This window comes from Gemmata obscuriglobus (assembly GCF_008065095.1).
Taxonomy (GTDB): Bacteria; Planctomycetota; Planctomycetia; order Gemmatales; family Gemmataceae; genus Gemmata; species Gemmata obscuriglobus.
The window spans coordinates 1,478,977-1,502,970 of record NZ_CP042911.1 but is presented as its reverse complement, the minus strand read 5'-3'; the positions used below and the strand labels follow the sequence as shown (position 1 = coordinate 1,502,970).

At 68.1% G+C, this 23,994-nt stretch carries 23 protein-coding genes, 1 tRNA gene and 1 pseudogene; 12 read left to right on the top strand and 13 right to left on the bottom strand.

Annotation, left to right across the window (positions count from 1 at the left end; all coding sequences use genetic code 11):
- Positions 1-187: 187 nt before the first annotated feature.
- The 4 genes and pseudogenes from GobsT_RS06330 to GobsT_RS06315 form a co-directional block, all read right to left on the bottom strand.
- Positions 188-1,345, bottom strand: coding sequence for a transposase (locus tag GobsT_RS06330; protein WP_010033207.1), 1,158 nt, complete (start codon positions 1,343-1,345; stop codon positions 188-190).
- A 100-nt stretch (positions 1,346-1,445) separates the two neighbouring features.
- Positions 1,446-2,108, bottom strand: a pseudogene (locus GobsT_RS06325) (N-6 DNA methylase); the annotation flags it as partial.
- Between the two features lie 93 nt (positions 2,109-2,201).
- Positions 2,202-4,853 (bottom strand): S8 family peptidase, encoded by a 2,652-nt coding sequence (locus tag GobsT_RS06320; RefSeq protein WP_010034315.1) that lies wholly within the window; start codon positions 4,851-4,853, stop codon positions 2,202-2,204.
- 8 nt (positions 4,854-4,861) lie between these two features.
- The gene (locus tag GobsT_RS06315) at positions 4,862-5,845 is read right to left on the bottom strand and encodes an ATP-binding protein (protein ID WP_029600650.1); all 984 of its coding nucleotides are present in this window, start codon (positions 5,843-5,845) and stop codon (positions 4,862-4,864) included.
- A gap of 300 nt (positions 5,846-6,145) precedes the next feature.
- On the opposite strand from GobsT_RS06315, the gene GobsT_RS40410 reads away from it, so the two are divergent.
- A complete protein-coding gene (locus tag GobsT_RS40410) occupies positions 6,146-6,820 on the top strand; it encodes an ISAs1 family transposase (protein WP_010034323.1) in 675 nt (224 codons plus the stop codon).
- Positions 6,756-7,292, top strand: a complete 537-nt coding sequence (locus tag GobsT_RS40405) for an ISAs1 family transposase (RefSeq protein WP_157506518.1) — start codon at positions 6,756-6,758, stop codon at positions 7,290-7,292. Before GobsT_RS40410 ends, GobsT_RS40405 begins: the two co-directional genes overlap by 65 nt.
- 676 nt (positions 7,293-7,968) lie before the next feature.
- On the opposite strand, the gene GobsT_RS06300 is transcribed toward GobsT_RS40405, so the two are convergent.
- From GobsT_RS06300 to GobsT_RS06260, 9 genes are all read right to left on the bottom strand, one after another.
- Positions 7,969-8,064, bottom strand: a tRNA-Sec gene (locus tag GobsT_RS06300).
- 195 nt (positions 8,065-8,259) lie between these two features.
- A complete protein-coding gene (locus tag GobsT_RS06295; RefSeq protein ID WP_010034325.1) occupies positions 8,260-9,639 on the bottom strand; it encodes a sigma-54-dependent transcriptional regulator in 1,380 nt (459 codons plus the stop codon).
- On the bottom strand, positions 9,636-11,078 hold the full coding sequence (locus GobsT_RS06290; protein WP_010034326.1) for a sensor histidine kinase: 1,443 nt from the start codon (positions 11,076-11,078) through the stop codon (positions 9,636-9,638). Before GobsT_RS06290 ends, GobsT_RS06295 begins: the two co-directional genes overlap by 4 nt.
- Before the next feature lie 15 nt (positions 11,079-11,093).
- Complete coding sequence (locus GobsT_RS06285) at positions 11,094-12,356, bottom strand: anion transporter (protein WP_010034329.1); 1,263 nt, start codon at positions 12,354-12,356, stop codon at positions 11,094-11,096.
- Positions 12,357-12,372: 16 nt separating this feature from the next.
- Entirely contained in the window at positions 12,373-12,570 is a 198-nt protein-coding gene (locus GobsT_RS06280; RefSeq protein WP_010034332.1) for a hypothetical protein, read from the bottom strand.
- A gap of 294 nt (positions 12,571-12,864) precedes the next feature.
- Positions 12,865-14,085, bottom strand: coding sequence for an MFS transporter (locus tag GobsT_RS06275; RefSeq protein WP_010034336.1), 1,221 nt, complete (start codon positions 14,083-14,085; stop codon positions 12,865-12,867).
- A gap of 46 nt (positions 14,086-14,131) precedes the next feature.
- Positions 14,132-14,668 (bottom strand): hypothetical protein, encoded by a 537-nt coding sequence (locus tag GobsT_RS06270; RefSeq protein ID WP_010034339.1) that lies wholly within the window; start codon positions 14,666-14,668, stop codon positions 14,132-14,134.
- Positions 14,669-14,742: 74 nt separating this feature from the next.
- On the bottom strand, positions 14,743-15,561 hold the full coding sequence (locus GobsT_RS06265) for a hypothetical protein (protein ID WP_010034341.1): 819 nt from the start codon (positions 15,559-15,561) through the stop codon (positions 14,743-14,745).
- Between the two features lie 371 nt (positions 15,562-15,932).
- Positions 15,933-16,289 (bottom strand): hypothetical protein, encoded by a 357-nt coding sequence (locus GobsT_RS06260; RefSeq protein WP_010034343.1) that lies wholly within the window; start codon positions 16,287-16,289, stop codon positions 15,933-15,935.
- 123 nt (positions 16,290-16,412) lie between these two features.
- Here GobsT_RS06260 and GobsT_RS40830 point away from each other — a divergent pair, with 123 nt between their 5' ends.
- From GobsT_RS40830 to GobsT_RS06210, 10 genes are all read left to right on the top strand, one after another.
- On the top strand, positions 16,413-17,705 hold the full coding sequence (locus tag GobsT_RS40830; RefSeq protein WP_081471430.1) for a tyrosine-type recombinase/integrase: 1,293 nt from the start codon (positions 16,413-16,415) through the stop codon (positions 17,703-17,705).
- A 147-nt stretch (positions 17,706-17,852) separates the two neighbouring features.
- On the top strand, positions 17,853-18,110 hold the full coding sequence (locus GobsT_RS06250; protein ID WP_010034352.1) for a hypothetical protein: 258 nt from the start codon (positions 17,853-17,855) through the stop codon (positions 18,108-18,110).
- Between the two features lie 1,351 nt (positions 18,111-19,461).
- Positions 19,462-20,016: a sigma-70 family RNA polymerase sigma factor gene (locus GobsT_RS37545; RefSeq protein WP_010034354.1), complete on the top strand. Its 555-nt coding sequence runs from the start codon at positions 19,462-19,464 to the stop codon at positions 20,014-20,016.
- Between the two features lie 16 nt (positions 20,017-20,032).
- Positions 20,033-20,512: an HK97 family phage prohead protease gene (locus GobsT_RS06240; RefSeq protein ID WP_010034357.1), complete on the top strand. Its 480-nt coding sequence runs from the start codon at positions 20,033-20,035 to the stop codon at positions 20,510-20,512.
- Between the two features lie 134 nt (positions 20,513-20,646).
- Complete coding sequence (locus GobsT_RS06235) at positions 20,647-20,871, top strand: helix-turn-helix domain-containing protein (RefSeq protein WP_010034360.1); 225 nt, start codon at positions 20,647-20,649, stop codon at positions 20,869-20,871.
- A 17-nt stretch (positions 20,872-20,888) separates the two neighbouring features.
- Positions 20,889-21,347: a hypothetical protein gene (locus tag GobsT_RS06230; RefSeq protein ID WP_010034362.1), complete on the top strand. Its 459-nt coding sequence runs from the start codon at positions 20,889-20,891 to the stop codon at positions 21,345-21,347.
- Positions 21,348-21,368: 21 nt separating this feature from the next.
- Positions 21,369-22,214 (top strand): hypothetical protein, encoded by an 846-nt coding sequence (locus tag GobsT_RS06225; RefSeq protein WP_010034364.1) that lies wholly within the window; start codon positions 21,369-21,371, stop codon positions 22,212-22,214.
- Positions 22,215-22,272: 58 nt separating this feature from the next.
- Positions 22,273-22,656, top strand: coding sequence for a hypothetical protein (locus GobsT_RS06220; RefSeq protein ID WP_010034365.1), 384 nt, complete (start codon positions 22,273-22,275; stop codon positions 22,654-22,656).
- A 61-nt stretch (positions 22,657-22,717) separates the two neighbouring features.
- Positions 22,718-23,008 (top strand): hypothetical protein, encoded by a 291-nt coding sequence (locus tag GobsT_RS06215; protein WP_010034366.1) that lies wholly within the window; start codon positions 22,718-22,720, stop codon positions 23,006-23,008.
- Between the two features lie 30 nt (positions 23,009-23,038).
- Positions 23,039-23,977 (top strand): hypothetical protein, encoded by a 939-nt coding sequence (locus tag GobsT_RS06210; protein WP_010034368.1) that lies wholly within the window; start codon positions 23,039-23,041, stop codon positions 23,975-23,977.
- Positions 23,978-23,994 lie beyond the last annotated feature (17 nt).

Sequence of the window (23,994 nt, the reverse complement as noted above, 5' to 3'; positions counted from 1 at the left end):
CATGGCGACACTCGGGCGTGCCCTCGTCGTCTGCAGGCGCCGCATCACCGATGCGGCGGTAACGCGTTTGTGTCGTAAGTTGGGAATGACTCAGAGGGGCTGGCCGGTGGTAGACGGGTGGTGTCGCACCGGCCTCACCGAGGCCGGCTACAGAAGACCGTTACTCTTCAACCGGATTCCAGTAGTTTCAAGTTGGCGGCTTGGTTTTGTTGGCCGATCGTGCAGTAGTAATGGACTTATTTTCGCCATCTGTAGGTGCCAGCCCATCGGCCAACAGTATCAGGCATACCGCCGCCAGTGTCCACCCGAGGCCGCGGGCTGAGCGGGACCACAACCAGGCGTTACGCAGGATCAGCCCGACGGCCACCCACAGGAGTCGCACGACCCCATCGGTGGTCGAGGTCCGGGGCCGAACCTGCCCCAACTGGCGGTAGCTGCTCTCGATCCCGAATCGGGTCCGGTACAGGTCCCGAATCGCCACCGGGCTCCCGCTCACCCGCCACGCCGCGTACAGTAACTTCTTGCTCCGCCGGCCCCCGGTCCGCCGGTACCGGTAGCTCTTGTGAGCGATCACCACGTGCACCCGCACCGAGGTGCCCCGATCCGCGTGGGTGTACGCATATCGACCCGCGCCCCGCCGCCGCACGGCCCGCAACCCGACCCCCTTCACCCCGGGCCGGGGCTTGCGGCCCCGGACCACGGCCGGGATCACGAACGGCACACCCCGCGCCTGGAGCAACCGCATCACCGCGATCGAGAAGAACGCCTTGTCCAGCAGCGCGACCCGGACCGTAACCCGTGCCGCCGTCACCTGATCCAACAGCCGGGTGAGCACCGCGGTCATCGGCTCCTTCTCGCCCACGGCCGTCAACCCGAGCGTGTACCGGTCCGGTCCCCCGACGAGGCACGCGGTGGCGTACGTGTGGAACGTGTGGGTGCCGCCGGCCCCCTTGGACCGGGTGGTGTCCCGGTTCGGCGTCCCGAAGTACCCGATCCGGTGGTAGTCGATCGCGACCCGAGCCGCCCGCTTCCGCTTGCCGAGCGGGGCGTGGAGGGCCGGCCGCAACCGCCGCTCGAGGGTGCGGCGCCGCTTGGGCAGCGTGAGGTACAAGCAATCCCAGATGGCCTGCCCGGACGGGGCGTCGGCGATCGCGGCACAGGCCGCGGCCACCGAGCGGGCGAACGCCGCGGCGAACAGCACCACCCGCCACACCACCTCGGGTGTACAGGTGCGGCGACGCTTGGGCAGTTGGACCGCACGGCCGAGCCAGTCGGTCAGGACCGGACGGAGGTGCCGGGTGGCGTGGGCCGGGGTGGCTCGGATAGACTGACGTTTGGGTCGCATGGGGGCTCCGACAGTGGAGGCGTGGTAACCACCATTGACCGGTAAACCCATGCGGCCCGCTACTCATAAATCGCCCAACTTGAAACTACTGGATTCGGTATCACTGGTCCCCCGACGGGAGCAGCGACAGCCCCAGCTCCTTGAGGAAGCGGTTGTGCTTCTCGGTCGCGGCCCGGAGGGCGTTCTCGATCGCGACCAGTTCGGAATGGACCTCATCCAGCTTCACTTCCCCCTCCTGCTCGGCGGTGCTGACGTAGCGCGAGATGTTCAGGTTGTACTCGTTCGCCTCGATCTCCTTCATCCCCACCCGACGGGCGTAGCGCTCGACCTTCTCCGGGCGGTCCTGGTACGTCGCAATGATCCGCGCGATGTGCTCGGGCTCCAGACGGTTCTGCCGCTTCCCCTTCGCGAAGTGCTCGGCCGCGTTGATGAACAGCACGTCCTCCGGCTTCTTACACTTCTTCAGCACCAGCACGCAGACCGGAATGCCCGTCGAGTAGAACAGGTTCGGCGGCAGCCCGATGACGGTGTCGATGTGCCCGTCGGTCAGCAGCTTCGTGCGGATGCGCTCTTCCGCGCCGCCGCGGAACAGCACCCCGTGCGGCAGGATGATCGCCATCACCCCGTCGTCCTTCAGGTCGTGCAGCCCGTGCAGCAGGAACGCGAAGTCGGCCGCGCTCTTCGGGGCCACGCCGTGGGCCTTGAACCGCGGGTCCTCGCTCATCGCCCCGTCCGGCTCCCACCGGTAGCTGAACGGCGGGTTCGGGCCTTTTCAGTTGCTGGAACGGCCCGAACTCGATGACTGGCAAATTGCCGTCCCTTCAAAATGTTCCCAGGCGTGAGTGGCTCGATCGTCCTATCCGAGGGCTTCGATCTCTGCTTCGACTTCGGTTTCGACCTCGACCTCTGCTCGCAGGTTATCCACGGAGACCCGAAGACGTTCGTAAATCGGAATCTCTTTCCCCACCATTTCCACGCTGACGGCAAGCGTGTACGTCGCTGCGGAGTCGGGGTCTTTACTCCACCCCTCGTGGCCCACAACAGCGATGCAAAAGTCCTCGGGTAGGGCATTCGACTTGACGATTGCCCAATCTTTCTGGACCGTCCCGGCGCTTCGCGACACACCGCGGACGGTTCCGTGATTGGCGCTGCTTCCGACCACCCAGGCGAACGGGGCGCCCGCGCCCTCATCTTCCGTTTCCGTTTTGATGGCCCGGCGACGAAACGCTTCGAGCGGTTCGCCCTGATTGCTGCTCTTCCAGTCGAGCCACGTTGACAGGTAACGGCGGCGGTTCCTCCGCGTTCGGCGCGGCTCGGCCGAATACGAGAGGGTGACTTCAACGAGTACGTCGTAGTCGCTGCCCGGCCGACGAATCTCGGCGTCGATGGGAACTTGGTAGATGTGGCACCCGCGGGCCTTAATCGTTCGGTCGCCGCTGGTCACAAGCGTTGTGCGGTGCTCGGTGTTCGATGAAGCCCGCTCGATGTCGGGCACGCCGTACCCGATCCATCGGATGATGTTGCCCTGTTCCGCGGGCGTGGCGTTCCTGGTCCACCCCGGCCAGCGGGCCGACTGAACAATCAGAGCCCGGTAGAGCAGGCACGATTCGTCCGGCAGAACGTCTTGGAGGTGTGCGGCGATGCGGCTCACTTTCGGAGCGGCGAACGAGGTTCCCGCGACGTCTCGCTCGTAGGCGGGGCCGGGCGAGTGCATCGTCGAGCGGACAAGCTCGGGGTAGCACTCACGACCGCACGGCGGGGTGCCGACGTCGGGGGGCGTGTTACGCGAGACGAGGTTGTCGCCTCCGAACTCGACGACTTCGGGTTTAATTGTGTTCCAAATGCCGAGACCGCTTCGTGAGAAGGCCGAGGGGTGATGCGCCTGCCGGGCACACGACAACCAATCGGGGTCTTCAAACTCTCGGTAACTAATGGAGCCGACCGTGAGGGCCTGGAGGCTTTGGGCCGGGTTCGCGACGCGGCACGCGGCCTCGCACAAGTAGTCGGGGTGCGTGCGACCGGCGACCAAGTGCTGACGCACTCCGGGAATAGCGGCCGTGCCAGAAGAATAGAGGTTACCGGAGCTGACCACGAAGAGCACGTCGTGGAGGTGCGAGAGTTGGTCAATTTCTGCCGCCCACGCCGACATGTGCCGCGTCCGGCATGCGGCACTGGCGGTAATCGAGTGGTTGAAAATCCGGGTCCTTCGCGGCCCCTCGTGGAAGCGCCGAATCAGCTCGTTCAGGAGGGCCGGGGGAAAGAGCCGGTCGGGCAGTCTGCATTCGGCGTCGAGCACGCGGGCGTTTTGGAGCCAGCACGCGAGTTCGTAGCTCCCCGAGCGAGGGATTGATTCGCCGTACAGAATGGCCCCCGCGACACGTGTTCCGTGGCCCCCGGGCCTTACGTAATCGGCAACGTCGGTGGGAGAGGCACCCGGTAGGAAGCAGAAGGCCGCGTCCCGATCGACGGCGGGTTCGAGCAGGTAGTGCTCGTGCTGAAGGCCGCTGTCGACGACGCACACGGCCGGGGCGTTCGGCGGTGGGGGAACGAGGGTGACACTCTCCTTATCGCGTGCGACGGCCTCACGCAGTACCTGCGGCAGCGAGACGTCATCGGGTTCCACGACCTCGAAGATGAATGAGTAGTTCAGCACGAGGTCGCGGAGCCCCTTGCCGTTGAGGCGGATGCGGAGCGTGAAGCTGTCGGCGAGAGCCGTGTCGGTGTGCGGCTTGTCGGACTGGCTGAGGATGCTCCCGCCGTAAAAGTTGACAATCGCACTCACTTCGTTATACCTGGCGTCGGCGAGGTCTTGCCAGGCCATGTAGGCGGCATTCCGCTGCTCGGTCCAGTCCTTCATTTTCGTTGCGTGTTCGCCCTGCCGCTTCGCCCAGGTCATATCGGACCAGCGGTGGTTCCGTTTGGGAGCGCCGGGTTGGGGCGGGATTTGAATCTGTCCGCTGCATGCGATCCCCACGTCTACGATGTAATCTCCGTTTTCTGCGAGGGTGGGCCATTCGCTCAGCAGCCGTTCGGAGAGGATGCGGGAGAGCCGCTTCGATTGGTCGGGGTCGTCTTCGAGCCGGTAAATTGCCGCGACGGTGGCCGAGCCCTTCACCTGAGCAATAAAGTCTTGGAGCTTTTTCAGAAAGAGGCTCAGGTCGAGGTCTTCCGAGGCGACGATGACGTACCCGTCCTCCTGCTCGGAGACCAACTCGAAGCCGAAGTTCTTGCGCAACTCGTCGAGGTCGAGGGACGTGTCCACTTCGAGAACGAGCGGGACGTTCTTCGGAAGAACCGGCAAGTTGGCCCGTTCGCGGTCCTCGAACCGTAGCCTCCACGCGGCCGAAGCGTTCGCGGCGGAGTTGGTGAGCCCGCCGCCGTGCCCCGATCGGTTCTCTTTGGCGAGCCTCGTTCGCGGGTCGCCGTGTGGTGGCTTCCCGGAGCGAGCGGGACCGTCGTAGCGAAGGATGAGTGGTAGGTGCGGGAAGGGCTTGTTTGTGGGCGGCATGTAGCGGTCTACGGTGTGGAGGAATTACCTTTTCTGATCTCGCCGATGGCCCGTTGAAGGTCGCCTTCCTCGACGACCTTTCGACCGGCCAGAACCGCCGCCTTCGCCGCGTCCCGAGCGGCTTTGACGACGTATGCCGCGGAGGCGCCCGCGAGCGCACCGGTGACCGCGTTCCAATCCACCTTTCCAACCTTGATGGCAGAAAGTGTCAGCCTGAGGAGGCGCTCGATCTCGGTGTGACCGGGCAGAGGGATCAGGAACACGTCGTCGAAGCGGCGGAAAATAGCTTCGTCAAGTGACTCTTCGACGTTGGTTGTCGCAACCAGTATACCCGGTGCGTCGTACTCGTCCAGGAACTGGAGCAGTGCGTTCACAACGCGCGACGCCTCTCCGATGTCGCGGCTCCCGGTCCGGGAGCGGGCGATGAAGTCGCACTCGTCCAGGAGCAGCACACAGGGCCGCTCCTTGGCCGCCTCGAACACCATCCGAAGGTTCGCCGCCGATTCACCGAAGTACGACGAGAGCAGGGCGTCGAACCGCACCTTCATGAGCGGCAACGTGGTGTTCCAGGCGAGCCGCTTGGCCCCGAGCGATTTGCCGCAGCCGGGCGGGCCGTAAAGAAGCACACGCTTCCGCGGTTGCAGTCCGTAGGCCGAGAGCCGCTCACGGGCGGCGTACTCGCGTTCGACCCGGGCGAAGCGCTCTTCAACGTCTGCCGGCAAGACCATCGAGTGTTCGAGGGTGTCGCGTTGGTGCAGCGAGACGAGCAGCTCACGGTTGCGACGGCTACTGGGCAGTTCGCGGAGGTCCGGTGCCGGGGTGGTTGGGCCACGCTGGCGGGTGCGTTGAAGAATCCTGTCGAGTTCGCCGGCGAGCTTACTATGCCCGCTTTCCCGCTCCGTCTCGATGACTTTTTGGGCAAGAGAGTTCAGGTCGTCTTGAGCCCCTTCAGCGATGGCCCGCACCAGGCGTTTCAGGATATCTGCGTTCATGATTGGGCCTGGTGGAGCTGGACCGAGACATCAGATGCGGTGAAAAAACGACATTGCGATTGTGTGAGGTAAAGGGCTGACTACGCCGCACCGCCGAACTGCCCCGTAACGCCGCATCCCACTCATGTTAACAGCAAACGCATGGCGTCGAGAATGACCGTTTCATCCCTATTCTCCGATTCGCACCATTCCCCGCACGGCGTGGCCGGTCAAGACCGAACGGCAGGGCTACGCACGGATTGACCTTGGGCAAGGTGCTGCATCTGGGTATGTGAGCGACTCCTCATTCGGGAGTCGTCGATGCCCGGGTCACTGGTTGAGCGGTTGGCCGAGTTACCGGACCCGCGGAGCCGGCACGGTCGCCAGTACCCGCTGGTGGGTCTGCTGACCCTGTGCCTGGTGGCGATCCTGGCCGGTCACACCACGCCCGCGGCCATCGCCCAGTTCGGCCGTCTCCGCCAGAAGCGGCTGGGCCACGCGCTGGGGTTCAAGAACGGCAACATGCCGTGCGCTAATACCATTGCCGGGTTGCTGCGGAAGTTGGACGCCGACCACCTGGACCGGATCATCGGCGCATGGCTGGAGGACCGGCACCCGGACGGGTGGGAGCACCTGGCGTTGGACGGCAAGCGGTTGTGCGGGTCCCGGGACGGGGACGTGCCGGGCACCCACCTGCTGGCCGCGTACGCCCCCCAGGCGTCCGCGGTGCTCGCCCAGATGACCGTCGAAGCCACCACCAACGAGCACAAGGCGGCCCTCCGGTTGCTGGACGTGCTGCCCTCGCTGGGCGGGACCGTGGTCACGGCCGACGCCATGTTTACCCACGCCGACGTGTGCGCGAAGGTGGTCCAGAAGGGCGGCGATTACATCCTCTACGCCAAGGGCAACCAGTCCGAGCTGCGGCGGGACATTGAGACCGCCTTCGCTGCCGAGTCCGGCGGCTTTTCCCCCCTCGGTTCCGGCACAGTGGGCTGAGGACGCGAGCACGGCAACCGACCACCGCAAGGGACACGGGCGTGTCGAGCGGCGGACGATCACCACCACGACGTGGCTCAACGGGTACTTGAGCCACTGGCCGGGCCTGGGACAGGTGTTCCGACTGGAGCGCCGCCGGAAGGCGAACGGGAAGGCCACGGTGGAGGTCGTGTACGGGATCACCAGCCTCAGCCGCTTGGCGGCCGACGCGGCCGCCCTGTTAGGTTACTCACGCCGCCACTGGGGTATCGAGAACGGGTTGCATTACACCCGCGACGTGACGCTCGGCGAGGACCGGTGCCGGGTGCGGCGCGGTCACGCCCCACGCGCGTTGGCGTCCCTACGGAACGTCGCCGTGTACCTGTTGCGGAACGCCGAACACCCCAGTGTGGCCGCGGCAACCCGGGCCATGGTCGCCCGACCCGACCTCGCCCTGGACCTACTTAACGCCCCGGCTTCAATCTCTGAGTAGCCCTGGACCGAACGGAGGCACCTCTTGCCCCTTGCTCATGTTAATGGGCGGCGGGGATGCGCCACACCAACTGGAAATTCGGTTGCCCCCCCCTGGTTCGACGAGCCACGGTCGAACCACGGGTGCCAGCCAGACCGCCCTTCCCCACCACCGACACTCTTCAACCGCGCGTGGCGTCCGCCGGATCGCGTGCGGTGCCATCAGTTAAGTAGGGGGACGGTCCGCGCGCACGCACCGCCCCATTCGGGCGCATCGTGCCCGCGCGGGGCTGTAACGGGGGTTACAAGGCACGCGAAACAGGCGATGGGGCCACGACTGGACATCTGCGGGGCTTCGGACTGCCGATTCGCTACCCGCTCGCTGGTCGCCGCTACCACCGAATCGTGCCCGCAAAACCCGGAGAACGCTCCCGGTGAACGCAGAAGGGTTGCCGGCTTCGGTGAGTGAAGGCGCCGCAACGTGTGATCGGGTCGCTAGTTGTGGCGGGGATGTATCGGGGCATGGGTTTCCGCTGTGGGACGCGAACCGGGGCCGACGGACCCACGCGGGCCGGGAAAACTGCCGGAAGTGCGTTTTGAGGGGAATGCGATCGGAATGTGCGGGGTGTGCCGAACGGAACCGGCCCCCCGCCCTTCCCCGCGCTCGAACGCGAACCAGGGGACGCGACATGATTTCAGCGGGAGCGGATGGGAATCGAACCCACCTAGAGCGTTGTTCACACCCTACACAGGTTTTGAAGACCTGGGCCGACACCAGTCGTGCAAACGCTCCCGGGGCTACCGTTCGGCGGTCCGCGACCGCCCGGGCGACGACACCGGACCCGTTCGAGCCGAGGTGCCGCATGGCCAAGTCTAACAAGTCGCAGGCGGTTCGGAAACCGAAGACGCCCGACGCGGTCAGCAATCCGGCGGGCCGGTCCACGCGGCAGCACGCGCCGGTGGTCGGGTGCGCCGCCCGCCCGACCCGGTCACCGGTCGAGGCCGTAGGCGCGCGTCTTCTCGAACAGTTGGCGGCGGCTGATGCCGAGCAGCTTGGCGGCGCGGGTGCGGTTCCCGTCGGCCTGCTCGAGGGCCTGGCGGATCACCCGCCGCTCGGTCTCGGCCACCGCGGCCCGCAGGTCGAGCGGGTCGGCGCCCGGCGCGGGGGCGGGGATCGCGCCGGCCTCGTGGTCGCCGGCGAGGTGTTCGGTGCGCACGACGCGACCCCGCGCGTGGATCGCGGCCCGCGCCAGCGCGTTGCGCAGCTCGCGGACGTTCCCCGGCCAGTCCCGCCGGGTCAGCGCCGCGACCGCCTCCGGGGCGACGGCCAGGCCCGGCCACCCGTGCTTCCGGGACAACTGCTTCACGATGTGGTCGGTCAGGAGCGGGATGTCGTCCCGGCGCTCGCGCAGGGGCGGGAGCGTGACCGCGACCACGTCGAGCCGGTAGTACAGGTCCTCGCGGAACTCGCCGGCCGCGGCCCGCGCCTTGAGGTCGCGGTTGGTGGCGGCCACCACCCGCACGTCGGCCGTCAGGGTCTCCTCGCCGCCCACGCGGTCGAACGTGCCGCTCTGGAGCACCCGGAGCAGTTTCGCCTGGAGGTCGAGCCCCAGCTCGCCCACCTCGTCGAGGAACAGCGTCCCGCCGTGGGCCTGCTCGAACCGGCCCCGGCGCCGGGCCACCGCCCCGGTGAACGCGCCCTTCTCGTGCCCGAACAGCTCGCTCTCCAGGAGCGTCGGGCTCAGGGCCGCGCAGTTCACCTTGACGAACGCCCCGGCGGCGCGGTGCGAGTTCCGGTGGATCGCGTTGGCGACCAGTTCCTTGCCGGTGCCGCTCTCGCCCAGCACCAGCACCGGCTCGTCGGCCGGGGCGACCAGCCCGACGGCCTTGAACACCGCGACCATCGCCGGCGAGCGGCCCACCAGCTCGTCCTCGTCCGGGTCGGGGTCGTCGCGCAGCGGGTCGGCGGACAGCGCCTGCACCTGGGCCACGAGGGACCGCTGCGTGAGCGCCCGGCGGACAGTGAACAGCACCTCGTCCAGGTCGAACGGCTTGGTCAGGTAGTCGTAGGCGCCGAGCTTCATCGCCTCGATTGCGGCCGAACTGCCGCCGTAGGCCGTGACGACCACCACCGGCACCTCGTCCAGCCGGTCGGCGTGCGCGCGGAGGACCGCGAGGCCGTCGCGCTTGGGCATTCGGAGGTCGAGCAGCGCGGCCGCGACGGCCGGGTCGGCCAGCGCCGCGGCCGCCGCGTCGCCGTCGGCCGCCTCGACCACGCGGTAGCCCTCCGAGCGAAGCAGCAGCGCGAGGTTCGAGCGGGTCGCGGGGTCGTCGTCGGCGACCAGGACCGTTTGCGCGTGCCGGCTCATGTGAGTCCTCCGCTCGGTGCGAGTGGGAGCGTGAGCCGGAACGTCGCGCCGGCGCCGCCCGGCGGGTCCAGGGTCACGTCGCCGCCGTGCTGCCGGGCGACCTCGCGGCACAGGGCCAGGCCCAGCCCGGTGCCGTCGGCGCGGGTGGTGAAGAACGGCTCGAAGGCGCGGTCGCGCGCCTCCGGCGGGACGCCCGGACCGGTGTCGGTCACGGCCAGTTCGACGCGCCCGCCGGTCGCGCGGGTGCGGCATGTCAGGCGCCCGCCGGCGGGCATCGCCTGGAGCGCGTTGGTCACGAGGTTCAGCACCACCTGGCCGACGGCCTGGGCCGCGCCGGGCACCGGCGGCAGCCCCGGGGCGAGGTCCGGTTCGAGCGCCACGCCCAGGGCGTCCGCGCGGGCGCGGACCAGTTCGAGCGTCTCGGCCGTGACGGCGTTCAGGTCCACGGGGCGGCGGGCCTCGTGCCCGGCGCGGGCGAACAGGAGCAGCCGGCCGACCAGCTCGTTGATGCGGTCCACCGAGCCGACCACCGCGGCCAGCGACTCCGGGGTGCGGGCCGCGGCGGGCAGCCGCTCCCACAGTTGCACGGTCGAGCGGATCGCGGTCAGCGGGTTGCGGACCTCGTGGGCCACGCCCGCGAGCAGCCGGCCCAGCGCCGCGAGGTGTTCCGACTTCCGCAACTCCTCCCCGAGGCGCTCGCGCCGCCGGGCCTCGGCCCGCAGGGAGCCGACCAGCCAGCCGGCCAGCGTCAGGGCCAGGAGGACGCCGCCGAGCGACAGGCCGGTCGCCAGTTGGAGCCGCCCGAGCCGGGTCTTCTGCTGCTCCGGGCCGGTGAGCCGGACCATGACCCACACGGCCGCGCGGGCCGGCCGCTCCCCGCCGACGCCCGCCGCGGCCACGGCGACCCGGCTCGGCCCCACGTCGCGGACCTCCACCGCCGGCGGCCACCCGGCCTCGGCGCGCGCGGCCTCGCGGCACTGCTGGCGGATGGACGCGGTTTCCAGCGGGGGCGGCTCCCGCCGGACCGCAACTGCCCCGCTGGGCCGGCCCTCGTCCTCTTTCGGGAACGATTTCTTATGGTCGCCCTTTTTCTTGTCCTTCTTCTCGCCGTCCCCGTTCCCGGACCCGCCGACCACGGCCCCGGCGAACTGGTCCGAGGCGGTGAAGTAGAACCCGCCCTCCGCGCCGGGGTAGTTCGCCAGCACGCGCCGGGCGGCCTCCGCGAGCCGCCGGTTGTCGGGCTCGGGCAGGACGGCGCCCGGGCGGTCCGGGGGGAGTTCGGGGAGGGCCGCCGCGAGGTCGGTGGCGGCGGCGCGGAGCTGGTCGCGGGTCGCCAGCTCGTCGGTGCCCTGCCACAGGGCCAGCGCGCTGCTGGCCGCCAGGGCCGCGAGGGACACCACGAACACCAGCACCACGACGACCACCCGCGCCCGGCCCATAGCGCCCCGCCCCCGTTAGTACCGCGCGACGGCCAGCCACGCCGCGCCGACCACGAGCGTCAGGAGCGTGACCGGGACGCCGACCCGGCAGTAGTCCCAGAACCCGATGGTAACGCCTTCCTTCCGCGCCTGCTCGACCACGATCAGGTTCGCCACCGAGCCGAGAACGGTCAGGTTCCCGGCGAACGTGCTGGAGAGCGCCAGCGCCAGCCACGCGGTCTCGCGGGCCGCCTCCGGCATCGCCGCGACCACCGGCTTGAACAGCAGCACCGCGGGCACGTTCGAGACCACGTTCGACAGCACCGCCGACAGCCCCGACAGCGCCCACACCGGGTCCGCCCGGGCCGCCCACCCGTCCACCCCGGACACCGAAAGGACGTGGACCTCGAACGCCCGGACCACGACGAACAGCCCCGCGAACATGAGCAGCAGGCCCCAGTCGATGTGGCCGTACACCTTCGCCGGGTTCACCCGGTCGAGGAGCAGCACGGCCGCCGCGCCGAGCGCGACCACCGCCATCGTGTGCCCGGCGAAGAACAGGGCGACGGCCGCGCCCGTCACCACGATGCCCTTCACGAGGAGCGCCGTGTGCCGCCGCCCGGCGGGGACGCGGTCGGGTTTCCCGGTCGGCTCCGGCGCGCGCCCGCCCGCGTCCTTCGCCCTCAGCGCGGTGCGGTAGGCCGCCAGCACCACGACGTACCCGATGAGCAGGCCGATGAGGGCGGCGGGGGCGAGCTTGGCGGCGAACCGGAGGTACGAGATGCCCGACAGCCCGCCGATGATCATGTTCTGCGGGTTCCCGGTCAGGGTCGCGGCCGAGCCGAGGTTGCTCGCCACCGCGAGGCCCACCAGGTGCGGGCGCGGGTCCAGCCCCAGCCGGCGCGTGAGGTGCACCACGAGCGGGGTCAGCGCCAGACACACCACGTCGTTCACCAGGACGGCGGAGAGGGTGCCGGAGAGGATCATCGTGACCGCCAGCAGCCCTTTCGGCGACCGCACCCGGCCGAGGGCGAAGCCGGAGAGCCGGGCGAAGAACCCGGCGCGGCGCAGGAACGCGACCACCACCATCATGCCGAGGAGCAGCGCGATGGTGGCGAAGTCGACCGCCTTCACCGCCTCGTCGAACGACAACAGGCCACACGCCAGCACACCGGCCGCCCCGACCAGCGCGACCCCGGTCCGGTCGGTGCGCAGCCACGGCACCCGGCCGAGGGCCAGCCCCAAATAGGTCAGCCCGAACCACAACAGCGTCAGCCAAAGAGCGGCACTTCCCGACACGGCTCCTCCATTTCGCTCAGCAGAAAGCGGTTGATGTCACCAGCGGACGGACCACCGGCACGGCGGTGTAGCGGCCCGTCCACGCGCCACCGTCCACGCACAGCCCGGCCGCCCGGACCGGTTCGGCCGACCACACCCGCACCCGGAACTCGTCGGCACCCGGCCCGGCGAAGTCCTCCCAGATTTGGTACGGGTAGTTGTGCTGAAACACCACGACCCGCTCGCCCGCCGCTCGGGCCGCGTCGACCTCCGACCGGAACCACGTGCACGCCCGGCCGAAAGCCCCACCGGGCGCGCCTCCTGGTTGTTGAGCCGCACAAACCGGACCGGGGCGGTCGCGGCCGCCAGCACCGCGGGGTCGCCGACGAGGAACGGCTTGCGGACACCGACGCGGTCGGACCACAGCCCGACGGGGAACTGCACCAGCCCTGCGACGGCGGCCAGCACCCACACGAGAAGTACGCGCCGCGCAGTGCGGCCCGGTTCCGCGGGGCGAGTGTGGAGGTGTTCACTGATCGCCCTCCTTCGTTTCGGGCATGAGGGTGAGGAACACGACCGCGCCAGCGGCGGCGGCGGCGGCGAACGCCCGGAACGCGGGCGCGAACCCAAGGTGCTGAACCAGTGGGCCGGCGACGAGCGGGCCGAGCACCCCGCCCACCGCCAGCGCGGTCGCGAGCAGACCCTGGAGCGCGTTGAACCCGCCCCGCCCGCGGGTGAGGTCGGCGCACACCACCGCCACGACCACGCCGTAAATGCCGGCCCCGATCCCGTCGAACACCTGGAGCGCGACCAGCACCCACGGGTCGGACGTGAACGAGTAGAGGAGGATGCGGACCGGCAGCGCCACGAACCCGACCGCGAAGACCGGCTTGCGGCCCCACGTGTGGCACCAGCGCCCCGCGAGCACCGCGACCGGCACCATCACCACCTGCGCGACGAGCACGACGGCAGCCACCTGCGTGTCCGAGCCGCCGAGCCGGGCGATGTACTGGCCCACCAGGGGCATCACCGGCGCGTTCGCCAGGTGGAACAGGGCCACCGACGCGAACAGCACGAGCACCCGCCGGTCGCGGAACAGGTCGCGGAGGCCCGCCCCGGCTCGGGTCCGCGCCGCGGGTTCGTTCGCGCGGTCGCCCGGGCGGATCAGAAACACGCTCGCCGCGGCCAGCACGGACACGGCCGCAACGGTGTAGAACACGGCACTCAGCCCGAGCCAGCTCGCCACCGCCATCGCGGTCAGGGCGGCGGCGATGTTACCCGCGTGGTTCCACCCCTGGTTCTCACCCATCACCCGGTGCAGGGCCGTGTGCCCCGCGAGCCCCAGCGCCAGGGCGCCCAGAAGGGGAACGAAGAACGCCTGCGCCGCGCCGCCGACGAACACGAGCGGCCCGACCGCCCACCCGGTCGCGGGCACCAGCGGCAGGACACCGAAGCAGGCGCCGACCGCGAGCGACGCCGCCGCGAGCAGGAGCCGGCGGTTGCGGACGCGATCGGTCAGGACGCCGGCGGGCGTCTGCATGAGGAACACGCCGAGACCGCACGCGGCGGCGGTGAACTGGATCGCATCGTCGCGCCACCCGTCCCCGGCCAGCAGCTTCGCCAGGAACGGCATGATCACGCCGGTGAGTTCGGCGAGAAAGAAGTTGGCCGCGTTCAGCCCGACCCGGTCGCGCAGGGCAGCTCCCGGAACAAAGGTCGGTGCGGTCGGCGGTCCGGCGACGGTTGACACGTGTGGCTCCAGTAGATGGTGCGGCGAACAGATCCGCGGTCGGGCGTCAGTGCCGGCCGCCGTGGGCGAGTTTGGTGCCGTTGACGACGGTCGCTTCGATCACCCGGTGACCGGTGACGGTCGGCCGTGCGGTTCCCTCGGCCGCCACGCGGGTGCCGACGGCGAGCGCCACCTGCCGCATGCCGTGCGGCTTCAGGTGAACGAAGTCGCCGGTGTCCAGGACCACCCCGTTCGGCTCGCCGTGCCGCGCGTAGTTCAGGCGCGTCACGACCCCTTCGGCGACCGGCGCCGCGGCCGGTTCCGGGGTGTCGGCGTCGGCGACGAACTCGTACACGGGGTGGTCGCCGGGGGCGTGGTCGGCGGCCCGGTGGTTCGGTGCGACGATCAGGCGAAGGGGCGCGCCCGGCGTCGGCACGGGGCGGGCGGAAGTTCCTGGCCCGTGCAGAAAGTTCACCTGAACCGGGCCGGAATCGGTGTCGAGGAGCACGCCCTCGATCTCGCCCTTCGGGCTGAAGTTGTGCTGGCGGACCGTGCCGGCAAGCGGTCGGGTTTCGGATCCGGCGGGGTTGCGATGCTTGCCCACGAGTCAGGCTCCTTTGGCGGTTCGGGTGGTGAAGAGGGGCGCGCCGAACGGGCGGCGCGCCCGGCGGGCGTGGCTCAGTCCTTGATGGGCGGCAACGGAGGCGCGCCCTTGCCTTTTGGTTCGGGTGCCGCGGGCGGCCCCCCGGCGCCGTCCCACTCGGCGCGGGCGAGGTGCTCGTTCACCCGCAGCCAGGCGTCGGCCGCCCGCGCAAGCTCGGCCGCCTTGCGGTAGTCGCCCGTCTCGTAAGCGGTGCGGGCCTGGCGGTACGCACTTTTCGCGGTCTCGAAGAAATCCCGCCCCGCCCCCTTCGGCGGCGCGTCGGTGCCCGCGAGCTGATCCTGGAGGGCCGTGAGCGCGTCGAGCGACGGGGACCACGGCCCGCGTTCGGCCGGGGCGTTGTCGCGGCCCTTCGGGCCGTCCTTCGGCGGCGGGGGCGCGCCCTTGCCCTTCGGGCCGTCCTTCGGTGCCGGCGGGCCGTCGCGGTCGAGCGGCGGTTCGGGCACCCCGGCGACCGGCTGGAACGAGGACCGCCGCAGGTGTTCGAGGCCACGAACGGCGTCGTTGACGGCGAGCGCGAGTTCGCCCGCCCGGCGCGGGTCATCGGGGTGCGCCGTCAGTGCGGCCCGGTAGAACGCCTTCGCGTGCTCCAGGAGCCGCGCGGCGTCCTTGCCCGCCGGAGCCGTCTGGGCGATCTCGGTGATCCCGTCGAACGCCTTCCGCAACTCCTTCGCGCCCTTTTCGGGTCCGCCTTTCGGCCCCTTGTCCTTGTCCTTCTTCTCCTTGCCAGGTTCTTTGTCCTTGGCGGGCTGGCCGGCGGCCCCGCCGGTGACCACCAGTAAGCCGGTGGCCAGGAACAGGGCCGGCGCGAGAAGCCGGCCGGGGGTGAATCGCATGATCATCTCCGTTGTGCGTGTGACGGCCCGCGCCGTTGCGGTCCGGCCGGGTGGCGCGAGCGGTCACGGTTCGGGAAGCGTGCCGGAGCCGCCCGGCCCTAACGCAAACCGGACGCCGGGACGAGCGCGGGACCGGATGCGGACGAGCGAGCTGAGAGAAAAGACTGGAATTTCCAGGCGTTGGAGCCGCGCAAATTCCGCGCACCGCCTTCGGGCCGGGAACCACACGCACGCGCGGTTGGGCGGTACTCGCCCGCCGGGCGGGGGATCTCCGCCCACGCTCTGAGGCATCGGGGCGGCCCCTATGACTGCGGCCCTCAGCCCCGGCGGGAAGTGCCTGATCCGGAACGGCGGGCGCGGCGGCGACCGCGTCACGCGTTCTCGCGGTCGCGGAGCTTCTGGCCGAGCCAGTTGATGCCGCGCTCGCCGAACACGGTGCCCGTCACGAACCCGAGCACGGTCGCCGCGGCGATGACCTCGGCGGGCCGGCGGAACACCACCAGCCGCGACAGTACGGCCACGCTCAGCGCGAACCCGATCAGCGCGCCCGCGCCGCCGTAGACGAGCGCCTCGAGCAGCCGATCGAGGGGCGAGAGCGACCGGCTGGCCCCGCCGGACCGCTTCGGCACCTTCACCCGGCGCCCGCACCCGCACTCGAACCGCGCGCCGACCTGCTCGTCGGGTTTCACGAACGCGCGGTTACAGAACCAGCACCGGAAGTGAATCATAAGCCCCTCAATTCGCTAGGAATTCTAGCGTTTCATACGCTAGTGGCCAAATGTGAGGGGTGGCAGCGCCCGCCATTTTGAGACAGCACGCAAGCGGCATCGGATTGCACTCACCCTTTCAAAATGAGGTGCAAAATGCCGAAGTCTCCCCTTTTCGAACTCGATGGAGAGTCTCGTACGCTCGCGGAGTGGGCGAGGATTCGCCAGATTTCGCCGTACACGGTATGGACGCGGATTCACCAGCTTGGGTGGGACACGGCACGAGCGCTGAACACACCCGCGAAATCGCGGGGCCGGCGCGGGCGGCCGAAGGCTGGCGTTCCTCGCGCGTGCCCAGAGTACAAGCGCCACCCATCAGGGCGAGCATACTGCCGATGGAAAGCAAACGGCCGGCGGCATGAACGGTACTTCGGAAAGTACGGCAGCGCGGAAGCGGCAACAGCCTACCGGCGGTTTGCCGCAGAGTGGGCAAGCGGTGCCTACGAAACCCTCATCGCGGCTGGTGGACCGGACGGCACTTCTGTCGCGAGCCTGTTCAAAGCCTGGGTATCTCACTGCGAGCGGCATTACGTCAAAGGCGGTGAGCAGACGAGCGAGTTGACCCACGTCCGCGCGGCGGCCCGCGTTGCGGTTAGCTTGTACGGCAACACACCCGCCCAAGATTTCAAACCCGCCATGCTCCGCGTTTGCCGCGAGGAGTTTGTAAACGGCGGCCTCACCCGCGGCGTGTGCAATTCGTACACCGCTCGAATTGTCCGGTGCTTCCGCTGGTGTGCCGCACAATCCCTTGTGTCCGAGACGGTCTACAACACACTGAAATTGGTGGAGAGGCTTGCGCCGGGACGCACGAAGGCGCCGGATCGGCAGCGCCGTAAGCCGACCACGGACGCGCAAATTGAGTCCGCGCTAGCGTGCATCCCCAACCGCTCCCCGGAGCGCCGTTCGCGTGTCGTCGCGATGGTGAGGCTACAGAGGCTCACGGGTATGCGGCCGGGCGAGGTGTGCGCGATGGTGCCGGAGGAGATCGACCAAAGGGGCGATGTGTGGTGCTACGAGGTGGGCAAGGCGAACAAGAACCTACACCGCGGACAGGGGCAAGAATACTTCCTCGGGCCGCAAGCCGTCGAGCTGCTCCGGCCGCACCTCGCCGCGACTAAGCCGGGCGAGAAGGTGTTCCCGATCGACCGCGACTGTTACCGCGCTACCGTGAAGCTCGCGGCGGTGAAAGCTGGTGTGCCCGTGTGGACACCGCACCAGTTGCGGCACGCGCTGGCAACGGCTGTTGCAGAGCGGTTCCGGAGCTTGACGCACGCGGCGGCGGCAATTGGAGACTCGGAGGCCGTGGCGGCAGCGGTCTACGTTCACGTCGATCCGAAGAGGCAGGCGAAAATCGAAGTGGCGCGGGCGATGGGGTAGGAACGCTCGCGTCGCGGTGGACTCGAACACGTCGTACCCTTAAGGGGTGGGTTAAGGGTTGGCTTAACCGGCGGCTCAACCCCTGCCCAACCCCAAGCTGCGATTACCCCGGAGCAGTTGGCTCGCGCGTGCGGCGAATCGTCCGAGGTGGTTCTTGACCTTCTCGACGAACTTGAAAGCGCCGGGGTGTTCTTGCGCGACGGGAACGGAGCGATCTACTCGCGGCGAATGGTTGCGGATGAAGGACTTAGGGCGAAGGCGAGCGCGGCGGGCCGGCTCGGCGGCAACCCCGACCTTAAGGGGAGGGATAAGCCCACCCCCGGCGCAGCGGTTAAGGGCACCCTTAAGGGTGTGGTTAAGGGTGGGGATATTCCCTCAGAGATCAGAGATCAGAGATCAGATTAGGTTCCTTCGGAACCTACTGGGGCTTTTGGTGACACCCCCAAAGGCGGACAAAGGTTGCCCCAAAGGTTGGGGCAGCCCCCGGCTTAAAGGTTCTGCGCAGGCACCTTTGACCGGACCTTTAAAGGTGTCTGCAAAGGTCATGTCGGGGGTGGTTTCGGTGTCTGGTGGGGGCGCCGACGCGCCTCGGGCGGAATTGGGCAGTCCGCCGAACGATGTTGGCGAGAAGGCGGCGCAAAAGTCTACTCCCGGCGACACCTTTAAAGGTTCTCCAAAGGTTGCCCCAAAGGTGCAGCAAAGGTCGCCTCAAACCATGTCCAAAGCCTCAGAGATCAGAGATCAGAGTAAAGACATAGAGGTTCCTACGGAACCTCGCGACGCGCTCGTGTCGTCACGACGGACACAACGGTAGCGTCACACGTGACATCATGCGTAACGCCACCGTAGGCGCGCTGGTGGCGGTGTGGGGTGTTGCGAGACGCAGCGGGAATCGCGACGGTGACGACTTAGTAATCCGTGGGTGCGGCGCCAGCGTGATTGACGCCATCGCGGACATGCCCGGTATGGGTGTGGCTATGATCGCGGTCGGGTGGCTCGTGGAGAGTGGCGGGAACCTTGTTTTCCCGCATTTCTTCGAGGACTTTAACGTAGATCCGACAGGCGATCAGCGAGCCGCGCACGCGGAGCGCCAGAGGCGTTACCGTGAACGAAAGGCGTCTCGGAAGGCTGTCACCGGTGGCGCCACGAGTGATGTAACTGTAGCGTCACAAAGTGGCGCCAGAGAAGAGTAGAGAAGAGACTAAAGACAGTGTTGCCCCTGCGGGGCCGAAGCCTGTCGCAGGGGCAACCGCCCCCGCCTCCATCAACCCACGCCCACAGCGGCACGATCCTCCGCACGCTTCGCCACACGGTCAGAAACGGCCCTAGCACTTGCGCCAGGGCGTGAACGGGTGAACAGATAGGCAGACGGGCGGCAAAGGGTGCGTTTTCGATTTTAGACCCCTTCAATTCAAAATGGCGAGTGGCGCCGCTTGCGGCCACGAATCAGATTGCGAACCTCGACAAATACGCCCCTCAAAAGCAACACTATCGAGCTATGGCACGCACTGGCACTACCGCCGGCTCGGTTGGTGGCTTGGCCACCTCCGAGCAAGAGAACGAATCCGAACCCGAATACGCACCCGAATACGAATACGAATACGGTACATCTGTTTTCACCTGCGCACGGGTGCTTTCATCTGCCCACTTGTGCGCGCATCCGTTTTCGTCCGTGCGCATCCGTTTACAGATGCGTGTTGAGACGCACCCCCGGCCACTCGGCGTGGTAACGACAGACACTTTGCGAGGGCAGCGAATGGGCGTGAGCGAAACGGTTCAGGTAACGGTGGCGGTTCCAGATGCCGCGATCGCAGCGGTTTACGAGTGGGCGTGCGGACACGCTCGATACCGCGCTAAGGGTGCAACCGAGGTTGAGGACGAGCTTACGGACGCGGCGACCAACGCGGTCATGTGGGCCATCAAGAACTGCACGGACGCGACCACGTTCGAGAACTTCGCGAAGGCCGCGGTTCGGCGCTGGGTGTGGCGTCAGATGCACCGGATCAAGCGGAAGCGGGCGAACCGTCCACGGGCCGCGGACCCGACGACGGAGGGCACTATCGAGAGCATGTGCGCACGGACGGAGAAACCCGTGCGCCCGGTGCTGATGGACGACCTGCCAGAAGACCTCGCGTTCATCGTGCGCTTGTACCTAACCGACGGCTTCAGCATGCGCGAAATTGGACTGCTCACGGGCCGCTCGCCGAACACGGTGCAAGTGCACCTGACGAAGGCCGCGAAGCTCCTTCATGATGGGCCGTTGGTCACCCCATCCCGGCGGAACGGTGAGAAGCGGCTGACGGCCGGGTAACCAACGTGAGGGCGTCATGGGCGAACTATTCGGGCTGGTGTGCCCGTTCTATCGCGCGGGCGATGCGGGCACCGAATACGAGTTGGCTGACGGCCGCTTCGAGCGGTTCGCACCGTCGGCGTTCGAGCGCACGCTGAGCCGGCGCCGTGACGTGCGGTGCGATCTGCTCCACAACGGCGAAATCCGTCTCGGGTACACGTCGGACGGGACCGTTCGCCTGTGGACCGATGCGGCCGGTCTGTGGTGCTCCGTGCGGCTCACGGGTGCGGGCGGCGCCTACGTCCGCGAGCTGGTCGCGGGCCGGACCCTGCGGGGCGCGTCCGTGAGCTTTTATCCGCGCGCGTCCCGGTCCTTCACCGTCGGCGGTAAGCGCGTCCTCGAACACCTCGACGTTGACCTTGTGGCCTTCTCGCCGGTGGCAAGCCCGGCGTACCTCGCAACCACGGTGACCGTGCGCGGCGCACCGCTCGAAGTGCTCGAAGGCGAGATGCTGTAAACCCGGCGATCCTAGTACCACACGACCGCGCGGAATCCCCGCGCGGTTTTTTCGTGCGCACCAGGACGTTTCGGGCACCCGGGGAACAGTTGCGGGCGTCAGGGGGCGTCACGAGCGGTCAGGGGTATTCACCAATGCTCACCAACGCGGTTCTGCCCGAAGGCGCAACGGACCTCACCGTTCCGCAATTCGCGCGGGCGAAGCAGGTGTCGGAATCAACGGTGCGCCGGCTCATCAAGTCGGGCGCACTGGTCGTGAACCGGGTCGGGCGGCAACTGCGCATCCCGCGGGAGTTGCTTGGGGACGGCGCGGGCTTGGGTGCGACGCGAGGCGGCAAGGTGGTTGAGATTCGGGGCTGAAGTCACACGGGGGCTGAATGATCTACGCATCGAAAGAACACCAGCGCGGGAACACGGCCGGGATCGCGTCCGCGCTGCTGGACTTGGAGAAGGTGTCGCACGAGGCGGAAGCCGCGGGGGACATCGAGTTGGCGGAAGCGATCGAGACACAGTTGATGCTGGTGCAGCGCTCGCCCGGTCTGGGATTGGGGAGCACGACGTTGCACCTGCGTTCGGGCCGGCGGGTTCCGCTCGACTCGGCGCGATCGCACATCCAGCGAAGCGGGGGCGCGCGGCCCGCTTCGACCGGGAAGAGTCAGTTGACCCGCGACATGGAACGCATCTCGGCGCAGTGCCGGGCGCTCGCCGGGTTGGCCGATCAGCAGCGTATCGCGGCGGCGCTGGCGAACACCTCGCCCCGCTGTGCTCGCCCTGCCAAAGAGGAGTTGTGCGACTTCTGCGGTGAAGAGTTTTACGTCGATTGCCTGTGCGGCTGACGTGGCAACCACCCGGCCGCTGTGGTCGGGCTGAACGGCATCACGAAACGAAAGGTGATCATGGCGAACGAAGCTGAGGCGGATGCGGCGGTTGTGAACGACATGCTCGCGCAGATGGCGCGGGATGTCGCGGGCGAAAGCGAGTCGGGCGCCGCGGTTGCTGAGCGAATGCGACGCGCCGAGCCGGCGCGCACCACGACGCCGCACAAGCGGCAGGGGCCGGAGCCGATGCCCGTGGCTTCCAAGGCCTCGTTACCGGCACCCGTACCCTTCCCGGCCCGCACGGGCGTAGCCATCGTGGGCTTGCCCGATCCGAACAAAGAGCCGGAGGTGGTCGAAGCGCAGGCGGGGTTAACCCGGCTCTCGGAACAGCGCCTCGCGCTGGTGGCGGAAATCACGGCGCTGGAGACCGCGTTAGGGCTGAAGCCGGGCGCGTCGGCGAAGGACGTGGAAAAGCTCGCGGTGCAGCTCTTGGCCGCGGGCCAATCCGACGCGGACATCGAGACGCTTGAACGTCTCCGGACGCGCGTCCGGCGGCTCGCCGGCGCTGAAGAGATCGCGAGCAAGAAGGTTCGCGACGCGCGCGAGCTGGCCGTGCGTCGGCTCTCGGCGGAAGCTGCGCAACGCGAGTTGGTGCCCGCGTGCCGAGCGAAGGCGCTGGCCCTCCTGGCGCTGATCAAATGCGATTGGGAAGAGCGCGGGGCGGCTGATCGACTCCGCGCAGGAGGCTTTAACCCGCCGCCGGCCACGTTCCACAGCGACCTCTTAGACCACTGGCAAAACCGCATCGTGTGCAACCTCGTGCAAGAGGGGCACTTGACCCGCGAAGAGGTGCTCGTGGTCATGCCGTACCTGCACGGCATCTGAGATCCTTCACACGGGCGCCGCACCTCGCGGCGCCTTCCAACCCCAACCAAAGGAACCCATGCCGCAGAACAACTTGACGGCAACGACGATGCTCGAAGGCGACCTCCAGCCGCGGCACTCGGTGCAGAGCGGGGACGGCGCAATCACCCAGTGTTCCGGCACGGTGAGCATCACGAAGGCGACGTCTGCGGCCCTCACGATCGCGGACCCGCGCGCCGGGCGCCGCGACCCGGCCGGCGGCGACGACGGGCAGGAACTCACCATCCTCTCCGAGACGGCCGCGGCCCACTATCTGAGCAACGCGGCCGGGAGCGGGTTCAACGACGGCGGGACGGCTTCCGACTTGGCGACCTTCGGCGGCGCGAAGGGGGACAACATCGTCCTGATCGCGCGAAACGGGAAGTGGTGGGTTAAGTCGGTCCGCAACGTCTCGCTCAGCTAACAGTGTGGTCAGGCGCCGCGACGTTCGCGGCGCCTTCTCTCAACCCCTTCGAGGCTGGAACGTGGAACCACAACCACAGAAGACCGAGGGCGAATACCTCGCGGAACTGCGGCAAGCCGGGCGCGACGCCGCATTGAAGTGGTCCGCGTACATCGGCGCTACTGAGCGGGCGCAACTGCTCCTGCAAGAGGCGCAGGCGGCGGGCGTCCCCGGCGCAGAGCGCATGCTGCCCGCGTGCTGCGACTTCCCCAACTCCCAAAGCCCGAAGCTGCTCGCATCCCTGCGCGAAGTCGTAGCGCGGGAGTTCGCGACCAAAGACGAAGCGCAAGCGGCATTCGATGGCGCTAACTGATCGAACAACCAAGCAATACGGGGGGCACGAATGTCGGTCGTCAGCGCAAACATGACGTGGACCGGTCGCGGTGGTACGGACACCTTCACCCGGCAGCGCACCTACCGCGAGCAGTGGGAGGTGATTACCGATAACCCGCTCGACGATGAGGAAATCGTTGTCGGGACTGCCGCGCTCGTGGGGCTCCCCCGCCTGGGGCAACCGCACCCACGGTTCCCGTTCGCGGTGTGTGTCGAGATCGAAGCGGCGCAAAGTGAAGAGTCTCCGTTTCACTGGCTCGTATCGATCAAGTACGACAGCAACCCTTCGCTCCCGAACGGCACCAGCCCAGAAGGTGCCGGGCAGTCCCCCGCGGACATCCCCGAAAACCCGCTGCTGCGCCCGGTTACCTGGGAGGTGAGTTTCGAGACAACGACGGAGGTTGCGCGCGAGTGGCGAGTCATCACGGCCGGGAACCTCGCGGCGAACTTCACACCGGTGCGCAATTCGGCCAAGCTCCCGTTTGACCCCGGGTTACAAATCGAAGTCGCCCGGCCCGTGTGGCGGCTCACGCGGAACATCCCGTACATTTCCGGGGAGCAGTTGCTTAAATTCGAGAACGCCATTAACGACCGCATGTGGCGGGGAATTCCTAAGTGGTGCGCAAAGGTGCGCGGCACCCGCGCCGGCTCGAAGTACGAAAACGGCGTGGCGTTCGTTGAGTTTGCCGTGGAAGTGGCGCTCAAAAACGAAACTTGGATTCCGGAGGTTCTCGACGCGGGCATGATGGAGCTTGTCCAGCTACCTACCACGCCTGACGGACAGCATCCCGTGACGTGGAGAGCAATGAGGGGGCCTTACGGTGAAGATGGGCCATTCCCGCTGGACGGGCAAGGGCGCAAGCTCGCAGCCGATGCGGAGCCGGTATTTCTCCGGGGACTGCCCAGGAGCCTTCAACTTCAGAACTTCACGGCGTTGCTGGGGATCTGAAGTTGCCTAACGCAAGG